Raw genomic sequence first — 19,097 nt, forward strand, 5'->3', positions numbered from 1 at the left:
GATGGGGGAAATAGAAGCAGAAAAATGGGGGCTTTTTCGCCGATTGGCGGTGTGACAAAAAAATAAAAAAATTTGCTAAAGGTTGTCAGGGGAGGGCCGATACCTGAGGGGACGGTGGCTGATGACGCCGTGGGGCAATCAGGCCCGACCGATTAACTGTGATGCGCAATGGCGCAACATTCCAAGGAAAGCACACTATGGCACAAGTCATTAATACCAACAGCCTGTCGCTGATGGCGCAAAACAACCTGAATAAATCCCAGTCTGCCCTGGGCACCGCCATCGAGCGTCTCTCTTCCGGCCTGCGTATCAACAGCGCCAAGGATGATGCTGCCGGCCAGGCGATCTCCAACCGCTTCACCGCTAACATCAACGGCCTGACCCAGGCGTCTCGTAACGCCAACGACGGTATCTCCCTGGCGCAGACCACCGAAGGCGCGCTGAACGAAGTCAACGACAACCTGCAGAACATCCGCCGTCTGACCGTACAGGCGCAGAACGGCTCCAACTCCTCCAGCGACCTGCAGTCCATCCAGGACGAAATCACCCAGCGTCTGAACGAGATCGACCGTATCTCCCAGCAGACCGATTTCAACGGCGTGAAGGTACTGAGCAAGGATCAGAAGCTGACCATTCAGGTTGGTGCCAACGACGGTGAAACCATCGATATCGATCTGAAAAACATCAACGCACAGAGCCTGGGCCTGGATAAGTTTAACGTGGCTGACAGCGTGGATACGACTAAGGTCGCCGGTGCAGCTCCGGCTAAAGTGAAGACCAATGTTGATGTTGCTATCAATAACGAGGCGACATTAAAAGCTGACTCTAAAGACATTACTGGTTATGAGCAGAAGGGTGCTGACCTGTATGCGAAAAACACTGATGGCAAGCTGTTTAAAGTAACTACTATCGATAGCACAACAGGTAAAGTTACCGCTGTTGATACCACTGAATATACCGGTGGCGGTACAACAGCTGTAACCTCTATCAAGAAAGAAGTGGCCCCAACCGGTCCGGAAGCTGCCAATGTTCGCGCTTATACCGGTACTGAGAAAGGTGCCTCCGCCTATGTTATTCAGGAAGGTACCGGCGCTGACGCTAAATACTTTAAGGCTAGCGTCGCCGATGATGGTACGGTAACCAAAGGCTCTGCCCTGTCTACCACTGCCAAGACTGCCGATCCGTTGGCGACCCTAGATAACGCCCTGTCTCAGGTAGATGAATTGCGTAGCGGTCTGGGTGCGGTACAGAACCGTTTCGATTCTGTTATCAACAACCTGAACAGCACCGTCAACAACCTGTCTGCCTCCCGTTCACGTATTCAGGATGCCGACTACGCGACCGAAGTGTCTAACATGAGCCGTGCGCAGATCCTGCAGCAGGCCGGTACCTCCGTGCTGGCTCAGGCTAACCAGTCTACCCAGAACGTCCTGTCTCTGCTGCGTTAATCGCGCATTGCAGTGTGTGCGGCGCTCATTGCCGCGCGTTCCAAAACAAAACCCGCCTATCGGCGGGTTTTTTTGTTTCCCTTCACGAGAGTTGGCACATCACTCTCCAGGTCGGAGGCGGGGATACGATTTAGCGTGGCGGTCATATCGTCGTCTATTAGGATTAACTGCCGAGAATTTAAACAAAAAAAGAGAAAACGATACTAAAGCTTTGCCACAGGGGGTCGATAAATAGATTTGTATAACCAATCATGTAGTAAGGAAATTTATTATGGCACAAGTAATCAACACCAACAGCCTGTCGCTGATGGCACAGAATAACCTGAATAAATCCCAGTCTGCCCTGGGTACCGCCATCGAGCGTTTGTCCTCTGGCCTGCGTATCAACAGCGCTAAAGATGACGCCGCCGGCCAGGCGATCTCTAACCGCTTCACCGCCAACATCAACGGCCTGACCCAGGCATCCCGCAACGCCAACGACGGTATCTCCCTGGCGCAGACCACCGAAGGCGCGTTGAACGAAGTCAACGACAACCTGCAGAACATCCGTCGTCTGACCGTACAGGCGCAGAACGGCTCCAACTCCTCCAGCGACCTGCAGTCCATCCAGGACGAAATCACTCAGCGTCTGTCTGAGATCGACCGTATCTCCCAGCAGACCGACTTCAACGGCGTGAAGGTGCTGAGCAAGGATCAGAAGCTGACCATCCAGGTGGGCGCCAACGACGGTGAAACCATCGATATCGATCTGAAAAATATCAACGCACAGAGCCTGGGCCTGGATAAGTTTAACGTGGCTGATAGCGTGGATCCGACTAAGGTTGCCGCTGCTGCTGCGACCAAGGTCGATGGCCCGATGGTTAACATCGATACCAATAGTAAGAAAGCGGGTACCGATGATATCACTGGCTATGTGAAAGACGATAAAGGCGACGTTTACGCTGTTTACAAATCAGGCGGTACTGGCGCGGATAAATATGCGAAGGCAACTATCGGTGACGATGGTAAACTGACCTCAGTAGACACTACTTCAGCTGCGCCGTCAGGTACGACTAACGCTGTTAGCCAGGTTGCCTCTAAAGTGGCTCCGAAAGGGGCTGATGCCGCTAATCTGCATGCTTACACCGGTACCGAGAAAGGCGCTTCTGCTTACGTTATCAAAGAAGGTACTGGCGCTGACGCTAAATACTTCAAGGCTAGCGTCGCCGAAGACGGCACTGTGACCAAAGGCTCTGCCCTGTCTACCACGGCCAAGACCACCGATCCGCTGGCAACCCTGGATAAAGCCCTGTCTCAGGTTGATGACCTGCGCAGCGGCCTGGGTGCGGTACAGAACCGTTTCGATTCTGTTATCAACAACCTGAACAGCACCGTCAACAACCTGTCCGCTTCCCGTTCTCGTATTCAGGACGCCGACTACGCGACCGAAGTGTCCAACATGAGCCGTGCGCAGATCCTGCAGCAGGCCGGTACCTCCGTACTGGCTCAGGCTAACCAGTCTACCCAGAACGTCCTGTCTCTGCTGCGTTAATTCTCAGCCGAGTCCGTCTCTGTCAAACCCCGCCTCGGCGGGGTTTTTTCATGCTTAGCGCACCGTAGCGCGCCCTGTTACGCAGAACAAAGCGGTTAAAAGGAGGCTTTTTTACCGACTAATTGCACCATTGCTCCCGCTAAGATCCGGGATAATAGCTCAGCATTCATTAACCCGAGTTTTGTCGACGTGACTGATTTGTATACCGCTGAAGGCGTGATTGACAAAAATACGTTATGGCAGCGCTATGCGCCGCTGGTACGTCATGAGGCACTGCGCCTACAGGTTCGTCTTCCGGCCAGTGTGGAGCTGGATGACCTGCTGCAGGCGGGCGGCATCGGGCTACTGCATGCGGTGGAGCGTTATGACGCCATGCAGGGTACCGCCTTTACCACCTACGCGATCCAGCGTATTCGTGGCGCGATGTTGGACGAATTACGCAGTCGAGACTGGGTGCCGCGTAGCGTGCGCCGCAATGCCCGAGGCGTCTCGGCGGCGATGCAGCGTGCCGAACAGCGCCTGGGACGGGTGCCGAGCGACGGTGAGATCGCCCAAGAGATGGGGATTCCGTTGGCGGAGTACCAGCAGATCCTGCTGGATACCAATAGCAGCCAGCTCTTTTCCTACGATGAGTGGCGTGAGGAGCATGGCGACAATGCGGAGCCGGTATGGGGCGAGGAGGAGAGCGCAAATCCACTACGCCAGTTGCTGGAGAGCGATCTGCGCGGTCGGGTGATCGCCGCCATCGAGGCTTTGCCGGAGCGGGAAAAGTTGGTCTTGACGCTCTACTACCAGGAAGAGTTAAACCTCAAGGAGATCGGCGCGGTGTTAGAGGTGGGTGAGTCGCGGGTGAGCCAGCTACATAGCCAGGCGATTAAGCGTTTGCGCAGTCGTCTCCTCTCTCAGCATTAAGCCGTCTCTATGCCTATAGCGGAGTGCTGCGATGCCATTCATCTCTTTTCCATCCCTCAGCAAACCACGGCCGTTGAGCCGTTATCTGAAAGACTTTAAACATAGCCAAAGCCACTGTGGCCATTGCGGACGCGCATTAGATCGCATCTCGTTGGTGTTGGGCGGTCACCTGCTAAACCGCGCGCGTCAGGCACAAATGGAGCGGCTGATCGATGACGATGACTGGGCCGACTTGCAACAGTCGCTGCTGGTGTTATGCCGCTTCTGTAGCGATGTCTATTGTCACGCCCAAGGCAGCCGTTTCGACATCATGGGCTTTAAACAGTATCTGTGTGAGCAGACCGACATGCGCCATAGCAGCATCCGGGAGTATGTGGTGCGTTTGCGCCGTTTGGATGAGATGGCGGAGCTGCGTGAGCTCTCGGCGCAGACCCTCAATGATCCCAACGCCGAATGGGAGTGGTTGGCGCGTTTGCCGGCGTGTAGCCAGAACAACTATCGCATCGCGCTGCGTAAGTACCGCCAGTTCCTCTGTGCCGGGCGGGAGAGTCAGCACGAGGTCGAACGGAGCAGTTATTTCAGTTAACGATTAGCATATGCTTTTTTATTCCTTTTCATGCGGTGATGGCTTGCTACAGTGGCCGCAGAAGGCGCCGAGAGAGGGCGCGATGAGGAGAACAGAGCGTGAGCGCCATCGAACTGACACAACTGGTGAAGTCTTATCATCATCAACGCGTCTTGCACGGTATCGACCTGAGCATCCAACCGGGCGAGGTGGTGGCCATCATCGGCCCCAGCGGCTCAGGTAAGAGCACCTTACTCCGGAGTATCAATCTGTTAGAGTCGCCCGATGCTGGTCATATTCGCGTCGCCGGCATCGAGGTGGATGCCGCGCGTCCGTTGACGCGGCAGAAGGTGCAGATCCGTCGCCTGCGTCAGCAGGTGGGCTTCGTCTTTCAAAACTTCAATCTGTTTCCCCATCTTACGGCGCTGGAGAATGTCAGCGAGGGGCCTCGCGTGGTCAATGGCGTCGCGCGGAAAGAGGCGGAACGCCAAGGGTTGGCGTGGCTGGCGCGCGTGGGGTTAGCCGATAAGGCGCACGCCTATCCGAAGCGCCTCTCTGGGGGGCAGCAGCAGCGGGTGGCCATTGCACGGGCGCTGGCCATGCAACCACAGGTATTGCTGTTCGATGAGCCGACGTCGGCGTTGGATCCCGAGCTGGTGGGGGAGGTGTTAGCCACCTTGCGCTCCCTGGCGCAGGAGCGGCGTACCATGGTGATCGTCACCCACGAGATGCGTTTCGCCCGTGACGTCGCACAGCGCGTGATCTTTATGGATGGTGGGCGCATTATCGAACAGGGGCCGGCCGAACAGCTGTTCAACCGCCCGCAGCAGCCGCGTACCCGTCAGTTTCTCGCCCAGTATCTGGCCGAGGTGATGACGCCTGAGTTTGAGATTTAGGGCTCATCCTCGCTGTGAAAACGGTGCACCCCGCGCTTTGCGAGGGGGCACGATATCGCCCTGACTCCCCGCACCACCCCGTACCAGCTCCCGACATAGCGTGCCGATCGAGTTAGCCTATCCCTTAGTTAACAGCGGCTTGTGCCGGGAGAGGCTTGCATCTTTCGCGGAGGCTGGCTAGGCTTGAGGTAGGGAGTGTGAATAGAGAAACGTGTTCGGCACCTCCATGTAGCGCGTGTCTTTTCTGTGCCGGGTACGTTTCATCTATGGGCATTTCGCCGCATCGTTTCCCTGCTCTCATGGCCGTAGAGCTCCAGTTTAACTTGCTGCGCATACACTGATGCCTCGGTAGGCTTAAGGATGGAGCGGGACAGTGAAAATCAAAGGATGGGTATTGCTCACCAGCATCGCGCTGGCGGCGGGGTTGTTCGTCTACGCGGTATTATTTAGCGCGGATAAGGTATGTGAGCATCAGCGGCTATTTTCTGACTTCTGTCGTCACGTCGATATTTCCGCACCCTATATCAGCAAATAAACCTCGCAGCGGAGTCATCGGATAATGCGCTATAGGGGCGTGGTCGTCACGCCCCTCGCGCGGAAAATTCCCCCGAATTTCGCCTTATGCCGTTGACGGCCTGTGGGCGGCATGCCCTTATCCCCGGTGTGGTCGCGATATCTCTTCTTTCATACGCCTCCGCTTGTCCATCCTGCGGTTACGTCCGCTCTCTGCTCGCGGCGATCTCCCTCCGTGTGTAACGTGCGAGTGAATTTGCACCATTTTGTTCATTTCCTTTTTAAATCAAAGTGATTTATCCCCGCTTTTACCAAACATACGACAATTAATCCCTAATAGTTTGATTTCGATCCGGTTACTTCACCTGGGTTATTTGGCAGGATAAAACTATCTGATGATTAACTCTGGTCTCAGGTTGCCTGGTTTCATATCCATACTGAGCGCGATCGCACAATGTTATTTGTAAATGCTGTGTTAACATCAAGATAATTAAATTAACAGGCAGGCGCACCAGGCCGTCCGAAAATTTACTGAAGCTGATGGTGTAAGTGAGAGCAAAATGTCAAATAAACCGTTCCATTACCAAGATCCGTTTCCGCTGCAAGGCGATGACACCGAATACTATCTGCTGAGCAAGGAGCATGTCTCCGTGGTGAGCTTCGAAGGTCAGGAGATGTTGAAGGTGGAGCCGCAGGCGCTGACCCTGCTGGCACAGCAGGCATTCCACGACGCCTCCTTCATGCTGCGTCCGGCGCATCAGCGTCAGGTCGCCGCCATCCTGGACGATCCCGAGGCGAGCGAGAACGACAAGTATGTCGCGCTGCAATTCCTGCGTAACTCGGAGATCGCCGCCAAGGGTGTGCTGCCGACGTGCCAGGATACCGGTACCGCCATCATCGTCGGTAAGAAGGGGCAGCGGGTGTGGACCGGTGGCGGCGATGCCGAGGCGTTGTCACGCGGGGTCTATAACACCTATATCGAAGATAACCTGCGTTACTCCCAGAACGCCGCGCTGGATATGTACAATGAGGTCAACACCGGTACCAACCTGCCGGCGCAGATCGATCTGTATGCGACCGACGGCGAAGAGTATAAGTTCCTCTGCGTCGCCAAGGGCGGCGGTTCGGCCAACAAGACCTATCTGTATCAGGAAACCAAGGCGCTGTTGACGCCGGAAAAACTGAAGGCGTTCTTAGTCGAGAAGATGCGTACCTTGGGGACGGCCGCTTGCCCGCCGTACCATGTCGCCTTCGTGATCGGTGGGACCTCTGCCGAGTCGACCCTGAAGACGGTCAAGCTGGCCTCGACGAAATACTACGATGCGTTGCCGACCGAGGGTAACGAATACGGCCAGGCCTTCCGCGATGTGGCGCTGGAGCAGGAGTTGTTGCAAGCGGCACAGGAGCTGGGGCTGGGTGCGCAGTTCGGCGGTAAATACTTCGCGCATGACGTCCGGGTGATCCGCCTGCCGCGTCACGGCGCCTCTTGCCCGGTAGGTATGGGGGTTTCCTGCTCCGCCGACCGCAACATCAAGGCCAAGATCAACCGTGAGGGGATCTGGATCGAGAAGCTGGAGCACAATCCGGGCAAATATATTCCCGAAGCATTGCGTCAGGCTGGCGAAGGGGAGGCCATCAAGGTCGATCTTAACCGCCCGATGAAAGAGATCCTGGCTCAGCTCTCTCAGTACCCGGTATCGACCCGCCTCTCTCTCTCCGGCACCATCATCGTCGGGCGCGACATCGCCCATGCCAAGCTGAAGGCGTTGCTGGACGAGGGCAAACCGTTGCCGCAGTACGTGAAAGATCATCCGATCTACTACGCCGGCCCGGCCAAGACACCGGCAGGCCACGCTTCCGGCTCCTTGGGGCCGACCACGGCGGGGCGTATGGACTCCTATGTCGATCTGTTCCAGGCTAACGGTGGCAGCATGATCATGCTGGCGAAGGGTAACCGTAGCCAGCAGGTGACCGATGCCTGCCATAAACATGGCGGTTTCTACCTGGGCAGCATCGGCGGTCCGGCGGCGGTGTTGGCACAGCAGAGCATCAAGAGCCTGACCTGTGTGGCCTACCCGGAGCTGGGAATGGAAGCGATCTGGAAGATCGAGGTAGAAGACTTCCCGGCCTTCATTCTGGTGGATGATAAGGGTAACGACTTCTTCCAGCAGATCCTGAGCACACGCTGCAATGGCTGCATGAAGTAAGCCGTCCGTGCCGCCAGGATAGCGGCGGCGCTGCACAGCATGAATCGATCCCCGCAGAGGTATGCTGCGGGGATTTTTTATGCCTTAACGCAACTGGTCGCGCGCGGTGTAGAACTTGGCGTAGGCCAGATAGCCGGCGATGATGGTGGAGAGGCTGGCGGTCGACAGCAGCATAAAGGTCACCATGATCTGGTAACGGATGGCCTTGACTGGATCGATACCGGCGAAGATCAGCCCGGACATCATACCCGGCAGGCTGACCAGACCGACGGTCTTGGCGGAGTCGACCGTCGGGATCATCGCCGCCTTGATGCTGGCGCGAATGATCGCCGCCGAGGCCTGCTTCGGGCTGGCGCCCAGGCTAAGCATCTCCTGCACGCGCTGACGCTCGTCGTGGAAGCGTTGACGCAGGTTGTTGTAGCACAGGCCGACGGCCACCATCGCATTACCGGCGATCATCCCGGCGATCGGGATCACCTGCATGGGGGTAAAGACGATGGAGCCGCTGACGATCAGGATGGTCAGCGTCAGGGCAGTGCCGGTGACGATGGCGATCAGCGACATGGCGAAGGCATTGCTCAGATTTTTACTGCGTTTCTTGGCGTTCCAGGCGGCGTTGACGCAGATAAAGAGCACCATCAGCAGGGTTAGCAGCGCATTATCCAGATGGAAGATATATTTCAGGACGTAGCCGACCACGATCAACTGGACGATGGCACGGCTGACGCTCCACAGAATATCCTTGCCGAGCCCCAGCTTCTCGCGTCCGCTGATGACCAGGGCGATGGCGACTAACGCCAGCGCCATCACCAGAGATTGGTCGGTAATGTTGTGACTATTCATGGCGTGTTCCCTCCTGAGCCGGACTATCATCCTGCTCTGCTTCGTCTTCATCATCGGCCAGACGCGGTAGCGTCAGGATGTTATCGCACTGGGTGATCTCGTCGCTATTGTGCGTTACCCAGATGATGGCGATCCCCTGTTGCTGATTCAGTTGGTTGATCACCTCGTGGACGATGGCGCGGTTGTGGTTATCCAGTGCACTGGTGATCTCATCCAGCAGCAGCACCTGCGGCATATATTGGATGTTGCGTAACAGCGCCACACGTTGGCGTTCGCCCCCGGAGAGATCTTCGATGCGTTGATCCAGGGTATGCAGCGGCAGGGCGAACTGCATCAGGCCACGGCGAATGCGGTCCATGTCGGGCGGGTCATTACGGATTTGGTAAGGGAATAGCAGATTATCCCGTACCGTGTCGCCGAACAGGACCGGCGTCTGGAAGCTATAGGAGACTTGCTTGCGGTACGCCTCCGGCGAGTAGTCACTCAGCGGCTTACCCTGGAGGCGGATCTCGCCCTGCTGCGGATCTAGCAGCGAGGCGGCGATCTTCAGTAGGGTGCTTTTGCCGCAGCCCGAGGGGCCGGTAATGACTTTAAATTCGCCGGGTTGTAGCGCCAGCGAGACATCGTGCAGGATGGGGCGTCCATTGGCGCTGAAGTGGATGTGGTCGAGCGCCAGTAAGGGGGTGGTCACCATGTTTTCCCTCATGGAGTAGCAATAAAAAGGCCCGTCCCGGGGGGACAGGCCCGTAGCATGTGTTAGGCAAGATTAGTCGCGAACCGACCAGCGCAGCGTTTCGCCAGCCAGGAAGGGAATCAGGGTCTCTTCGCCGCAGGCAATGCTGTCGACCATCGTCGCAGGTTCTTGAACCAACTCAATATACTCTTCATTTGCCGGGAGTCCATAGAACGCCGGGCCATTCAGCGAGCAGAAGGCTTCCAGGTGTTGCAGCGCCTGCTCCTGTTCGAAGACGGTGGCGTAAGCCTGCAGGGCGCTGGGGGCATTGAAGACGCCGGCGCAGCCACAGGCGGACTCTTTCCGTCCGCGGAGATGCGGGGCGGAGTCGGTGCCGAGGAAGAAACAGGATTGGCCGCTGGTGGCCGCCTTACGTAGCGCCTGTTGGTGCACGCTGCGCTTGAGGATCGGCAGGCAGTAGAGATGGGGACGGATGCCCCCCACCAACATGTGGTTGCGGTTAAACATCAGGTGCTGCGGGGTGATGGTCGCCGCCAGGTAGCGATCGCCCTCGGCAACGAATTGGGCGGCCTCTTGGGTGGTGATGTGTTCGAAGACGATGCGCAGCTGCGGGAAGTCACGGCGTAGCGGGATCATCACCTGGTCGATAAAACGCGCCTCGCGATCGAAGATATCGATGTCAGCCTGGGTCACTTCACCGTGGATCAATAGCGGCAGACCGCTCTGTTGCATCGCCTCGAACAGCGGGTAGAGCGCCGGGATAGAGGTGACACCGGCGGCCGAGTTGGTGGTGGCGTTGGCCGGGTAGAGTTTGGCGGCGCTGAAGACCCCCTCGCGCTGGCCGAGCATCAGCTCATCGACGCTCAGGGCGTCGGTGAGGTAACAGGTCATCAGCGGGGTAAAGCGTTGCCCTTGCGGCACGGCATCTAGGATACGTTGGCGATAGGCGAGGCACTGCTGCACGGAGGAGACCGGTGGCGTCAGGTTCGGCATCACCATGGCACGGGCGAAGTGGCGGCTGGTATAGGGTAATACGCTGTGCAACATCTCGTCGTCACGCAAATGGAGGTGCCAATCATCGGGGCGGCGGATCTTCAAGGTGGACTGCATTACGGTCATTACGAACTCCGGCTGATAGAGATGTTTGCGAGGTTGCGTAGCGATTGCGTTGCCGAATAGCAACGGGTCACGACGCGGTACAGTAAACGGTGCCGGGCGGTAAGGATAACGGGAAACGGTGCATGATGCATCCGTTAGTTACACCGGCGGGACGAATTTGTGCGCAGAGAGTGGGGTGAGGGGCGTGATGGAGACGTCGCGCGTTCGTCGGAGAGGGGATATCTGAAAAAAGGGAGCGCAGGCCGATCGGCCTACGCTCCATTGTCGTGTCGCGCTTAGAAGGGGGCGGACGCGTGGCTGGTTAAGTCGTATAGCGTATATTTCCGATTCAACATTTGCCCACCGTCACGCGTCAGCGGTAGCCAACTGATGGTGCCTTTGTTGGTGGTCGGACGAACTAACATTAAATCAAATGGGATGGTGATATAGATCCCCTTGGTGAAACTGCCCTCGCCATACTCGTCGGATGACACATTGGTTTTGGTGGCAAAGACGCCGGCGACAATCCCCGAGGAGAAGCGTTTGGCAAGATCGAGGGTCGCGCCATAATCCCCGGCTAAATAACGTCCTAGCGAGAGGCGTACGCTGACATCATCGACATAGGGCGGCTGCCAATAGCCTGTAATATGCCCGGTTACCACATCGTAATCGGCCATTTTTAACGTGTTATTCCAGTCGCGCTGCTTGACCCAGTTGAGGTTAGCGGCGACGGCCCATGAGCGCCCGAAGGGACGATAGAGCAGTTCTGTACCGCCACCGGCGTACATCATCTCTAGATAGCCGGCATAGGCCTGGCCATACCACTCGGGAGAGAACTGGGTAAAGTGAGTGGCTTGGAGGTTGTTGAGCAGCACATCGGAGGAGCTGACATACTCGCGGATCCAGGTACGGACGCGCGGTAAGGCCGCACCATCCGCCGGTGGGGTCGTGTAGTTGAATTTGTCGTAGTTGTTGGCCAGATTGACGAAGAGCGTGCTGCTCAACCAGTTCTCTTCACTCATGCGCCACTCGCCATTCAGATTAACGCCGACTTGGTACATATAGAATGATTCCGGTCCACCGATCGACTGTGTCAGGACGGGATCTATGCTGTAACTGAGCGGCGCATTGCGACTGGCGAATTGCGTGGTTGCGGGGGCGAGAGACACGGGCGTGACCGTGGAGTGCATCACGGTTTCTTGGCCCAAGGGCTGATCGCTATGAGCCTGGCGTACCGATTCGAGATCGATGTCGGTATCTCGGATAGCCAATCCTTTCTTGCGTTCAACGATGTGCAATGACTTGACGGAGGGCGGCAACGCGTTGGCACCGAGCAGGGCGAGACGCTCCTCCGCGACGCCGGGTTGGCGGTACTTCGTCTGTTCACCGCTGACGGTGAGGCGTTGAGCGTCGCCGGACCAGATAGTATCCCGGTAGCCCGCGTTCTCCTTCGCCTGCTGACTGAGGGTCGGCCAATCTACCTGTGCCAGGTTTTGCGGCGCGGCTTGGTGGCGCGGCGTCACTTTGGGCTCATCCAGATGTGCCTGATAGAGATGGTTGAAGTTGGTGCGTAACGTCACCCCCCACATCAGGGTATTACCTCGTTGGTAGCTGAGGTGGGTCTCCAGATTTTCCGATAGGCGATATACGGCGCCCACGTTGATAGGAGAGCTTTGTGGAAGTGCCCCGTATCGATTGGCGAACTCTTGGCTATAGTCGTTGCCATCGTATTCGAGTTTCAGACGTAGTGGGCGCCAGGGCGTTTGATATTCGATACCGCCAAAGAGCGCCGCCGGGCCATGGAATAGGTTGTCGAACTCGAATTTGCCACCATTAGCCGAGTAGCTATTGCTGCGTTGGCACCAGCCTGTGCGATAGTCGCAGAAGGGGTTACGGATGTTACCGCTCTGCGCCATGTTGCCCCAGCCGACGCCTAAGGTGAAGTCGAAGGGGCCATAGCGTTTACTGGCGACGATATATTCGCTGTCAAACAGGCCGGTGCCCATCAAATCACGAAAACCAAGCGCGATTTGTGGCAGATAATCAGACTCCTGCCAGAGGCGGAACTTCACATCGAAGGATTTATCTTTATAGCTTTGATCACCGCTAAAATCGGTGTTGGCGCTGTAATGACGGGTACGGACATCGGTATAGCGTAGTGTGGTTTCTAACCAGTCAAACGGCTGCAGGGAAATTGACCAGCGTCGGTACTCATCGTTATCGACGTAGTTGAAGCTGAACTCTCCCTCTTCGGCCATCCTGGCGCTTGGCATTTGCAGTAGACCGACGCCGCCGAAATCATCTTGCGAAGGCGCGTAAGGATCGGGATAACTGGGCGCCGCGCTACACGTTGCCGAGATAGCTAGGGCCATATAGGAAAGTCGTGAAATCATCATTCGGGTACTCGGTTTGAAATTATCTCGGCGATACGTTGGTTAATCCCTTGGAAGCGAGAGGGAAGCGTATTCGGGTCAAACCCGATCAAGATGCTGGCACCAGCCATGGGCTCGCGTAGGCGCTTATTCCAGACGGCGACCGGCACTTGACTGATGTCACCTGTCGGTTGGATGAGCCAGACATGGGCGCTATCGGCAGCGGGTAAGAGCGCATCGCGTCGCCAGTATTCATTGACGCCTTGGGCCGGGATCAAGGGGAGCGTCGGTAATGCGTGTATCAGTCCCAACATCATAACCTGTGCTCGGCGCGGCGCGATAAAGAGCTGGTAATCGCCGACGAGACGGGGATTGTCGGCCTGTGAGCGTTGCGCTTGGCGGGGATCGAGCACGATAGGCAGGCGCCCCGTGAGGCGTAATGCCGACAGTTGTCGGATGAGATGGCGGGTACTCTCTGCCCAGGCCTCCTCGCCTTGCTGTCGCCACAGTGTCTCCAATGCGCCCAGTTCATTCAGGAGTGCACGACGTTGTTGTTCGATAGCGACTTGGTGGGCCGGTGTGGTGATTTGCGCACTACGCCAATAGATGTCTGACGGTAGTCGGCTATCGTTGAGCAGGGTGGCCAGGCGAGCATCATCGCCGAGTTTGATCTCGGGTAATGGCTTCCCCTGATAGGAGAGTTGAACGTCGGCCTGCGCCTGGCACAGGCCGCTGACGAGTAACAGAGAAAGGAGCGCTATTTTCATGACGAGAAAGGTTTCAAGATAGTGAGTTCAATGATCGGCATGTCTGGGCCCAACTGTTGGCGAGTCTTTACGATTTGTCCGCTCTGTGGGTCACGCCAGAATTGGTTATGCCAGCTGCCGATATCGGGGGTTGTGGTGACGTATTCGTCAAAACGCTCGCTAACCAGGCGGCGGGTCACGAGGTCCAGCGTCTCGCTTGTCTGGCGGGTGAGTTGGCCGTTCAGTCGGTAGCCGCTGACATAACGGGATTGCCACTCGGCGAGCATTTGCCACTCGGCGACGGCGCGTGCGGGTTGAGCGAGTGGGTCGGCTGATTTCTCTGCGTTTAATACCAGATCGTTCTCTAGACCAACCGTTTTGATGATACGACCATGGCGGGTGACGATCATGACATTGTCCGCCGTTAACCAGGAAAGCTCATCGCCGTTGACGTAGGCTAATACGACAAATGCTCTAGGATTGTCACCGATCTTTAAATAGGCGCTGGCATAAGGGAGTTGTGTTACCTGGGTCGCGCTGACCGTGACATCGCCGGGGCCGATGAGGGCATATTTTAGGGTCTCTCCCGTGATCGATGCAGTATTGGAGCACGCACTGAGAGCCATCACACTAATAAGCAGCAAATTACGAATAAGAGGCATAGTCGGTAGGGAGTCAGTTAAAAAATAAGGCTGCTGATGCAGCCTTAAAGGGATTAGCGCGTGCTGGTGGTAGTACCAGTGCTGCTAGAGTCATCGTTTGAGCTGGCGATGGCGACGCCGGCTACGACGGCGGTCGCCACACCGACAGCGACGATCGTGCTGGTTCCGATCGCAGCGGCACCGGCGCCGACGCCTGCAGCGGTGCCGCTGGTTGATGCAGCTCCAGCAGCTACCGGGGTACCGGCCGCCATGGCACAAGGGGACAAGGCTAAGGCCGTCGCCAGCATTAAGGCTATTTTCTTCATAAGTACAACTCCTTGTTGATTTGTTATCTAGTTACTACTACCTGCAGATGATCCAAGACACGGTAACCCTCTTGCTTGTCGTACCCTGTCTTAGTCAATCGATAAATCATGTCATGACTAACCACGGTCTAGGCGATGGAGGGCAGAGGTAGCGTATTCCCTCGTCCACTGCTTCGCGAATGGCTCTTATTGGCGGAGGCCAGGGCTGCAATCATCCTTGCTAGCGTATTTATCAGGACGATTTCCCCCCCTTATTGCTATAGCCATAATGGTAATAACCATTGCTGTAGTTGCCGTAATAGCTGCTGGCCTTTTTCTCTACCGCATTGAGCAGAATGCCCTTAATGACGACGCCATTCTGTTCGAAGCGACGTACCGCGACCTCCACCTCTTTCACGGCGGTCTTGGCGAAACGGGCGACAAGCAGCGAGGTACCGGCATGCTGACCAATGATCGCGGCATCCGTCACCGCGAGGATCGGCGGCGAGTCGATGATGACGAAATCGTAGTGTTGGTTAGCCCAATCCAGTAGTGCCTGGAAGCGCGGATGCATCAGCAGCTCGGAGGGGTTGGGCGGGGGACTACCGCGACAGATAAAGTCTAGTCCATCGAATCCCGTCTGGTTGATCGTTTGAGGCAGCTCACTCTGGCCGGAGAGATAATCGCTTAACCCGCTATCCAATGAGCGGCCCATTACCTTGTGGATATAGCCTTTACGCATATCGGCATCGATGAGCAGCACCTTTTTACCCCCCATCGCCAAGGTGGCCGCGAAGTTGGTCGATACGAAGGTTTTGCCCAGGTTTGGCCCGGGGCCGGAAATCATCACGGTGTTGTTTTGTGTCTCCATCATGGCGAAGTGTAGGCTGGTACGTAAGCTACGCAGCGCCTCCATCGCCAGATCGGCCGGGTTACGGACGGCGAGTAACGACTCGTTGAGCGGCATAATCCTTTTATGCTTCTTCTGTTTCTGCTCGATACCGGACTGCTCCCCGGAGTAGGGGATGGTGGCGTAAACGGAGAGGCCGATCTCTTCCAGCTGTTCGGGACTCTCAATGCCGCGATGGAAGGCGGCACGCACCAAAATCAGGCCGACAGAAAGCATCGCGCCCAGCAGTGTCGCCAGAATCACGATCAAAGCCTTCTTCGGTTTAACGGCTTGGGTTACCACGGCGGCTTCGTCGATGATGCGGACGTTGCCGATGGTGCCGGCCTTCATCACGCTAAGCTCTTGCTGCTTGTTCAGTAACTGTACGAAGATCTGCTGATCGACTTGCACATCGCGCGTCAGACGTAGGATTTCTTGTTGTGTCTTAGGCAAGCGTTGGATCGATTTATTGATGGCATTTTTGGTGTTCAGCAAGGTCTGACGCTTTTCCAGCAAGGCGATATAGGCGGGATGCTGGCGGGTATATAACTGTTGTAACTCTGCTTCACGGAAGGTTAGCTCGTTTAACTGCTTCTCCAGTCCAACCATGGTCTCTAGCGCCGCCTTGGCTTCCAGCGAGAGATCGACAGACTCGTTTTTTTGTCGATACAGGTTGAGTTTCTCTTCCGCGTCATTCAGCGCGCTCTTAACCTGAGGGAGTTGCTCCTTCAGGAAGTCTAAGCTCTTTTGCGTCTCTTCGGTTTTCCGGACGATATTCTGTTGGAGATAGTTTTGACTGATATTATTTAGAATCTCGCGAATCCGGCGCTTATTGGTGCCCTCTAATGCTAATTCGATGATCCCAGTATTTTTGCCTTTCTCGCTGACCTGGAGTTGTTGCTGGAGTCGGGTAATGGCGTCCAGCGCAGGCTCCTGGCGCAGGGTGAACGTCTGATTTTTATCGGCTTCAATGTCGCTGATTAGGAGCGTCAACTCGGGGGTGGTTAGCGTCTTACCGACCTCACCTTGCACGGTTTTCCCCTCTACGTCGAGAGTAAAACGGTTGTCTCCGAGTGCGGTCAGGGTCAACGGCGTATTCAGCAGATTGGGAGTGATGCTGAAGTGTTTAATGGAGAGATGTGGCGTCGACTGTCCCAGGAGACGCGCAACGCCCCGCCCGAGTAACGGGAAATAGTCCGGTGTGGCGAGGGTGTTCAGATTAAGCTCGTGTACGGTTCGCCCCAATACCATCCGTGATGTGATTAGTTCGATCTCTGCGGCGGCGTCAGGCTGATCGTCACCGAGCATGTCTGCCATATTACTTAAATTACCTAATAGCGCGGAGGCGTTGGCTTTTTTCTCGACTTGAAGGAGCGCATTCGCCTTATAGACGGGAGTGGCCATCAGGGCATAGGCCAGTCCGAGGATCATAAACAGGGCCGTGATGGTGATAATCCACCAACGGCCGTCGATCAAGTAGCCGAGCAAGCGCCCCAGATCGATCTCATCATTTTCCACCGCAGCATTACGTGGCTGGGACGAAACAGAAGACATGGTCATTAAACACAATCCATTTTTTTATCAGAAGAAATCCAGGTCTGATTAGACATGACGAGGCGTGTCATAGTTTTTTGGCCCAACTATCGGCACCACGCTCTAATAATGCGTACACGTGTTCATAGGCTTCACGACTCAGGCGATAGGGGTCAGGCACTTCACTCTCACCAGACCAGTGGCCGAAGAGCATCGTCTTGCCGCGAGCGCCAGGATCGATGGAGGCCACGGCGGAGATATGGCTTTTTTCCATCACCAGGATGAGGTCGGCGTCTTGGCATAAGGCGCGTGTGAGTTGGCGGGCGCAATGCCCTGTCATGAGGAGACCGTGTTGCTGGGCGACCTCCGCTGCGAGCGTATCGGCCGGCTCCCCGACACGTGCGCTAATACCCGCAGAGCTGATATGGCGATCGGTGAGACGTTGGCGCAGCAAATACTCACCGGTCGGGGAACGGCAGATATTCCCGATACAGACGATAAGAATTTTTTTGAACATAGTTTTAAATAGGGCGTCGTTGTTGGTCATGATTCCCGCACCCGGTCATAAGCGTAATATGGCGGACGCGGCGTGTGAGTGTCGCTGGGTTACCAGCGACGTATCCGTTGCATCCCTTCGGTCAGCTTGTTAAACCCATCGATTGTGGGGAGGATCTGACTCAACACACGGTTCCAGCGCGTTACCGGCGCCGTCGTCACATACACAACGTCGTAAGGCTGTAGCGTAAACTCGGTCCCCATTACCAGCGCAGTCGCATCACTCAAGTCGAGCTGATAGATCGATGCCTTAGGCTGGTTCTTCCCGGCAGGGCGTAGGACAAAGATCCCCGTGGCATTCGCCGCATTCTGATTGAGCCCTTCGGCCGAACTGAGTGCCTCAGTGAGGCTCATTCCTTCCCGACCGATGGTTAGGGTGGACGCCTTATTCACCTCACCCATGACGAAGACCTTCTGAGCATCGTTACGTGGCACATAGAGCATGTCGCCATCTTGCATCAATTGGTTACGGGAGAGATCGCCATACTGTAATAGGTCTTGCAGCGACAGGGTCTGCTCCTTGCCCTTGCGGGTTAATACCACGTGCTGCCAGTCCGCGGTTGCAGTCAACCCCCCTGCGAGATTGAAGGCATCCAACAACGTCATGGGGACGTTGGTGATCGGTTGAGCTCCCGGCTTGGCGACTTCGCCGGAGATATATACTTTTTGTGAGCGGAAGGCGGCTACATTGACATCGACTTGTGGACTTTCAATAAACTGTGCCAGTCGGCGGGCGATATCGCTGCGTACTGCGGAAACGGTTTTACCGACGACGGAGACTTTCCCAATATATGGATAGAAGATCGTACCATCGGCATGTACCCAGTTACCGGCTTCGCTCGCGCTACGATAAGATCCCGCAGGAATAGTGAGCTCAGGATGATCCCAGACGGTGACATTGAGGATATCACCCACGCCAATATGGTATTCATAGGCGCTGATTTGACGATTAAGTTCAGGGTTAGCTTTCCCGACGACAGGGGCCTTACGCATTTGGTCGAGCAGGGTTGGGGTGACCGGATAAATATCGGCTAAATTGTCGATATCGACTTGGCCTGTGGCGACTCGACTCTTGCCGGAGGTGGATAAATTGGTACCCGGTACTACGGTGCAGGCACTGAGTAATAGTACCGCCGGTAATAGTGGAATCAGTTGGATCGTTTTCACTGCTAAACCTTATTAAGCGTAAAATGAGAAATGATCGAATATTCGAGTGCTGACGCGACTATCCATCTCTATGCTAACCTGCACATGAGGGAAAATTACCTCAGTGCTTTGTGTCCCGCGAAATAATAAGGGGACTACGATGCGATATCTGCCTTATCATGAGCGGTAAATTTTACTCATGC

The 19,097-nt window shown here is 56.0% G+C and carries 17 protein-coding genes; 7 read left to right on the forward strand and 10 right to left on the reverse strand.

Features of this window, described 5'->3' with window-relative positions; all coding sequences use genetic code 11:
• The first annotated feature begins 197 nt into the window (after positions 1-197).
• The 7 genes from DCL27_RS06290 to fumA all read left to right on the forward strand — a co-directional run bounded on the left by DCL27_RS06290 (position 198) and on the right by fumA (position 8,072).
• Positions 198-1,448: a FliC/FljB family flagellin gene (locus DCL27_RS06290; RefSeq protein ID WP_109691544.1), complete on the forward strand. Its 1,251-nt coding sequence runs from the start codon at positions 198-200 to the stop codon at positions 1,446-1,448.
• A 271-nt stretch (positions 1,449-1,719) separates the two neighbouring features.
• Positions 1,720-2,979, forward strand: a complete 1,260-nt coding sequence (locus DCL27_RS06295) for a FliC/FljB family flagellin (RefSeq protein ID WP_109691543.1) — start codon at positions 1,720-1,722, stop codon at positions 2,977-2,979.
• A 189-nt stretch (positions 2,980-3,168) separates the two neighbouring features.
• Positions 3,169-3,891, forward strand: coding sequence for an RNA polymerase sigma factor FliA (locus tag DCL27_RS06300; protein WP_005287369.1), 723 nt, complete (start codon positions 3,169-3,171; stop codon positions 3,889-3,891).
• A gap of 31 nt (positions 3,892-3,922) precedes the next feature.
• A complete protein-coding gene (fliZ, locus tag DCL27_RS06305) occupies positions 3,923-4,477 on the forward strand; it encodes a flagella biosynthesis regulatory protein FliZ (RefSeq protein ID WP_005293799.1) in 555 nt (184 codons plus the stop codon).
• Between the two features lie 98 nt (positions 4,478-4,575).
• A complete protein-coding gene (gene tcyN / locus DCL27_RS06310) occupies positions 4,576-5,352 on the forward strand; it encodes an L-cystine ABC transporter ATP-binding protein TcyN (protein WP_035599515.1) in 777 nt (258 codons plus the stop codon).
• A gap of 373 nt (positions 5,353-5,725) precedes the next feature.
• On the forward strand, positions 5,726-5,887 hold the full coding sequence (locus DCL27_RS06315) for a hypothetical protein (protein ID WP_005293801.1): 162 nt from the start codon (positions 5,726-5,728) through the stop codon (positions 5,885-5,887).
• 538 nt (positions 5,888-6,425) lie between these two features.
• The gene (gene fumA / locus DCL27_RS06320; RefSeq protein WP_005287361.1) at positions 6,426-8,072 is read left to right on the forward strand and encodes a class I fumarate hydratase FumA; all 1,647 of its coding nucleotides are present in this window, start codon (positions 6,426-6,428) and stop codon (positions 8,070-8,072) included.
• Positions 8,073-8,156: 84 nt separating this feature from the next.
• On the opposite strand, the gene fetB is transcribed toward fumA, so the two are convergent.
• The 10 genes from fetB to DCL27_RS06370 form a co-directional block, all read right to left on the reverse strand.
• Complete coding sequence (gene fetB / locus DCL27_RS06325) at positions 8,157-8,915, reverse strand: iron efflux ABC transporter permease subunit FetB (protein ID WP_005287357.1); 759 nt, start codon at positions 8,913-8,915, stop codon at positions 8,157-8,159.
• On the reverse strand, positions 8,908-9,609 hold the full coding sequence (gene fetA / locus DCL27_RS06330; protein WP_005293807.1) for an iron efflux ABC transporter ATP-binding subunit FetA: 702 nt from the start codon (positions 9,607-9,609) through the stop codon (positions 8,908-8,910). Before fetA ends, fetB begins: the two co-directional genes overlap by 8 nt.
• A gap of 72 nt (positions 9,610-9,681) precedes the next feature.
• Positions 9,682-10,728 (reverse strand): dihydroorotase, encoded by a 1,047-nt coding sequence (gene pyrC, locus DCL27_RS06335; RefSeq protein ID WP_005293811.1) that lies wholly within the window; start codon positions 10,726-10,728, stop codon positions 9,682-9,684.
• 275 nt (positions 10,729-11,003) lie between these two features.
• Entirely contained in the window at positions 11,004-13,103 is a 2,100-nt protein-coding gene (locus tag DCL27_RS06340; RefSeq protein ID WP_035599513.1) for a YjbH domain-containing protein, read from the reverse strand.
• Entirely contained in the window at positions 13,100-13,846 is a 747-nt protein-coding gene (locus tag DCL27_RS06345) for a capsule biosynthesis GfcC D2 domain-containing protein (RefSeq protein WP_035599510.1), read from the reverse strand. Before DCL27_RS06345 ends, DCL27_RS06340 begins: the two co-directional genes overlap by 4 nt.
• Positions 13,843-14,451, reverse strand: a complete 609-nt coding sequence (locus DCL27_RS06350) for a YjbF family lipoprotein (RefSeq protein WP_223931145.1) — start codon at positions 14,449-14,451, stop codon at positions 13,843-13,845. The genes DCL27_RS06345 and DCL27_RS06350 overlap by 4 nt, the downstream gene beginning before the upstream one ends.
• An 89-nt stretch (positions 14,452-14,540) precedes the next feature.
• Positions 14,541-14,792, reverse strand: coding sequence for a hypothetical protein (locus DCL27_RS06355; RefSeq protein WP_170114861.1), 252 nt, complete (start codon positions 14,790-14,792; stop codon positions 14,541-14,543).
• A 232-nt stretch (positions 14,793-15,024) separates the two neighbouring features.
• A complete protein-coding gene (locus DCL27_RS06360) occupies positions 15,025-17,220 on the reverse strand; it encodes a polysaccharide biosynthesis tyrosine autokinase (RefSeq protein ID WP_035601081.1) in 2,196 nt (731 codons plus the stop codon).
• A gap of 61 nt (positions 17,221-17,281) precedes the next feature.
• Complete coding sequence (locus tag DCL27_RS06365; protein ID WP_035601093.1) at positions 17,282-17,710, reverse strand: low molecular weight protein-tyrosine-phosphatase; 429 nt, start codon at positions 17,708-17,710, stop codon at positions 17,282-17,284.
• A gap of 89 nt (positions 17,711-17,799) precedes the next feature.
• Positions 17,800-18,915 (reverse strand): polysaccharide export protein, encoded by a 1,116-nt coding sequence (locus DCL27_RS06370; protein WP_035601084.1) that lies wholly within the window; start codon positions 18,913-18,915, stop codon positions 17,800-17,802.
• Positions 18,916-19,097: the final 182 nt, after the last annotated feature.

The organism is Edwardsiella tarda ATCC 15947 = NBRC 105688 (assembly GCF_003113495.2).
In the GTDB taxonomy this organism is placed as follows: Bacteria; Pseudomonadota; Gammaproteobacteria; order Enterobacterales; family Enterobacteriaceae; genus Edwardsiella; species Edwardsiella tarda.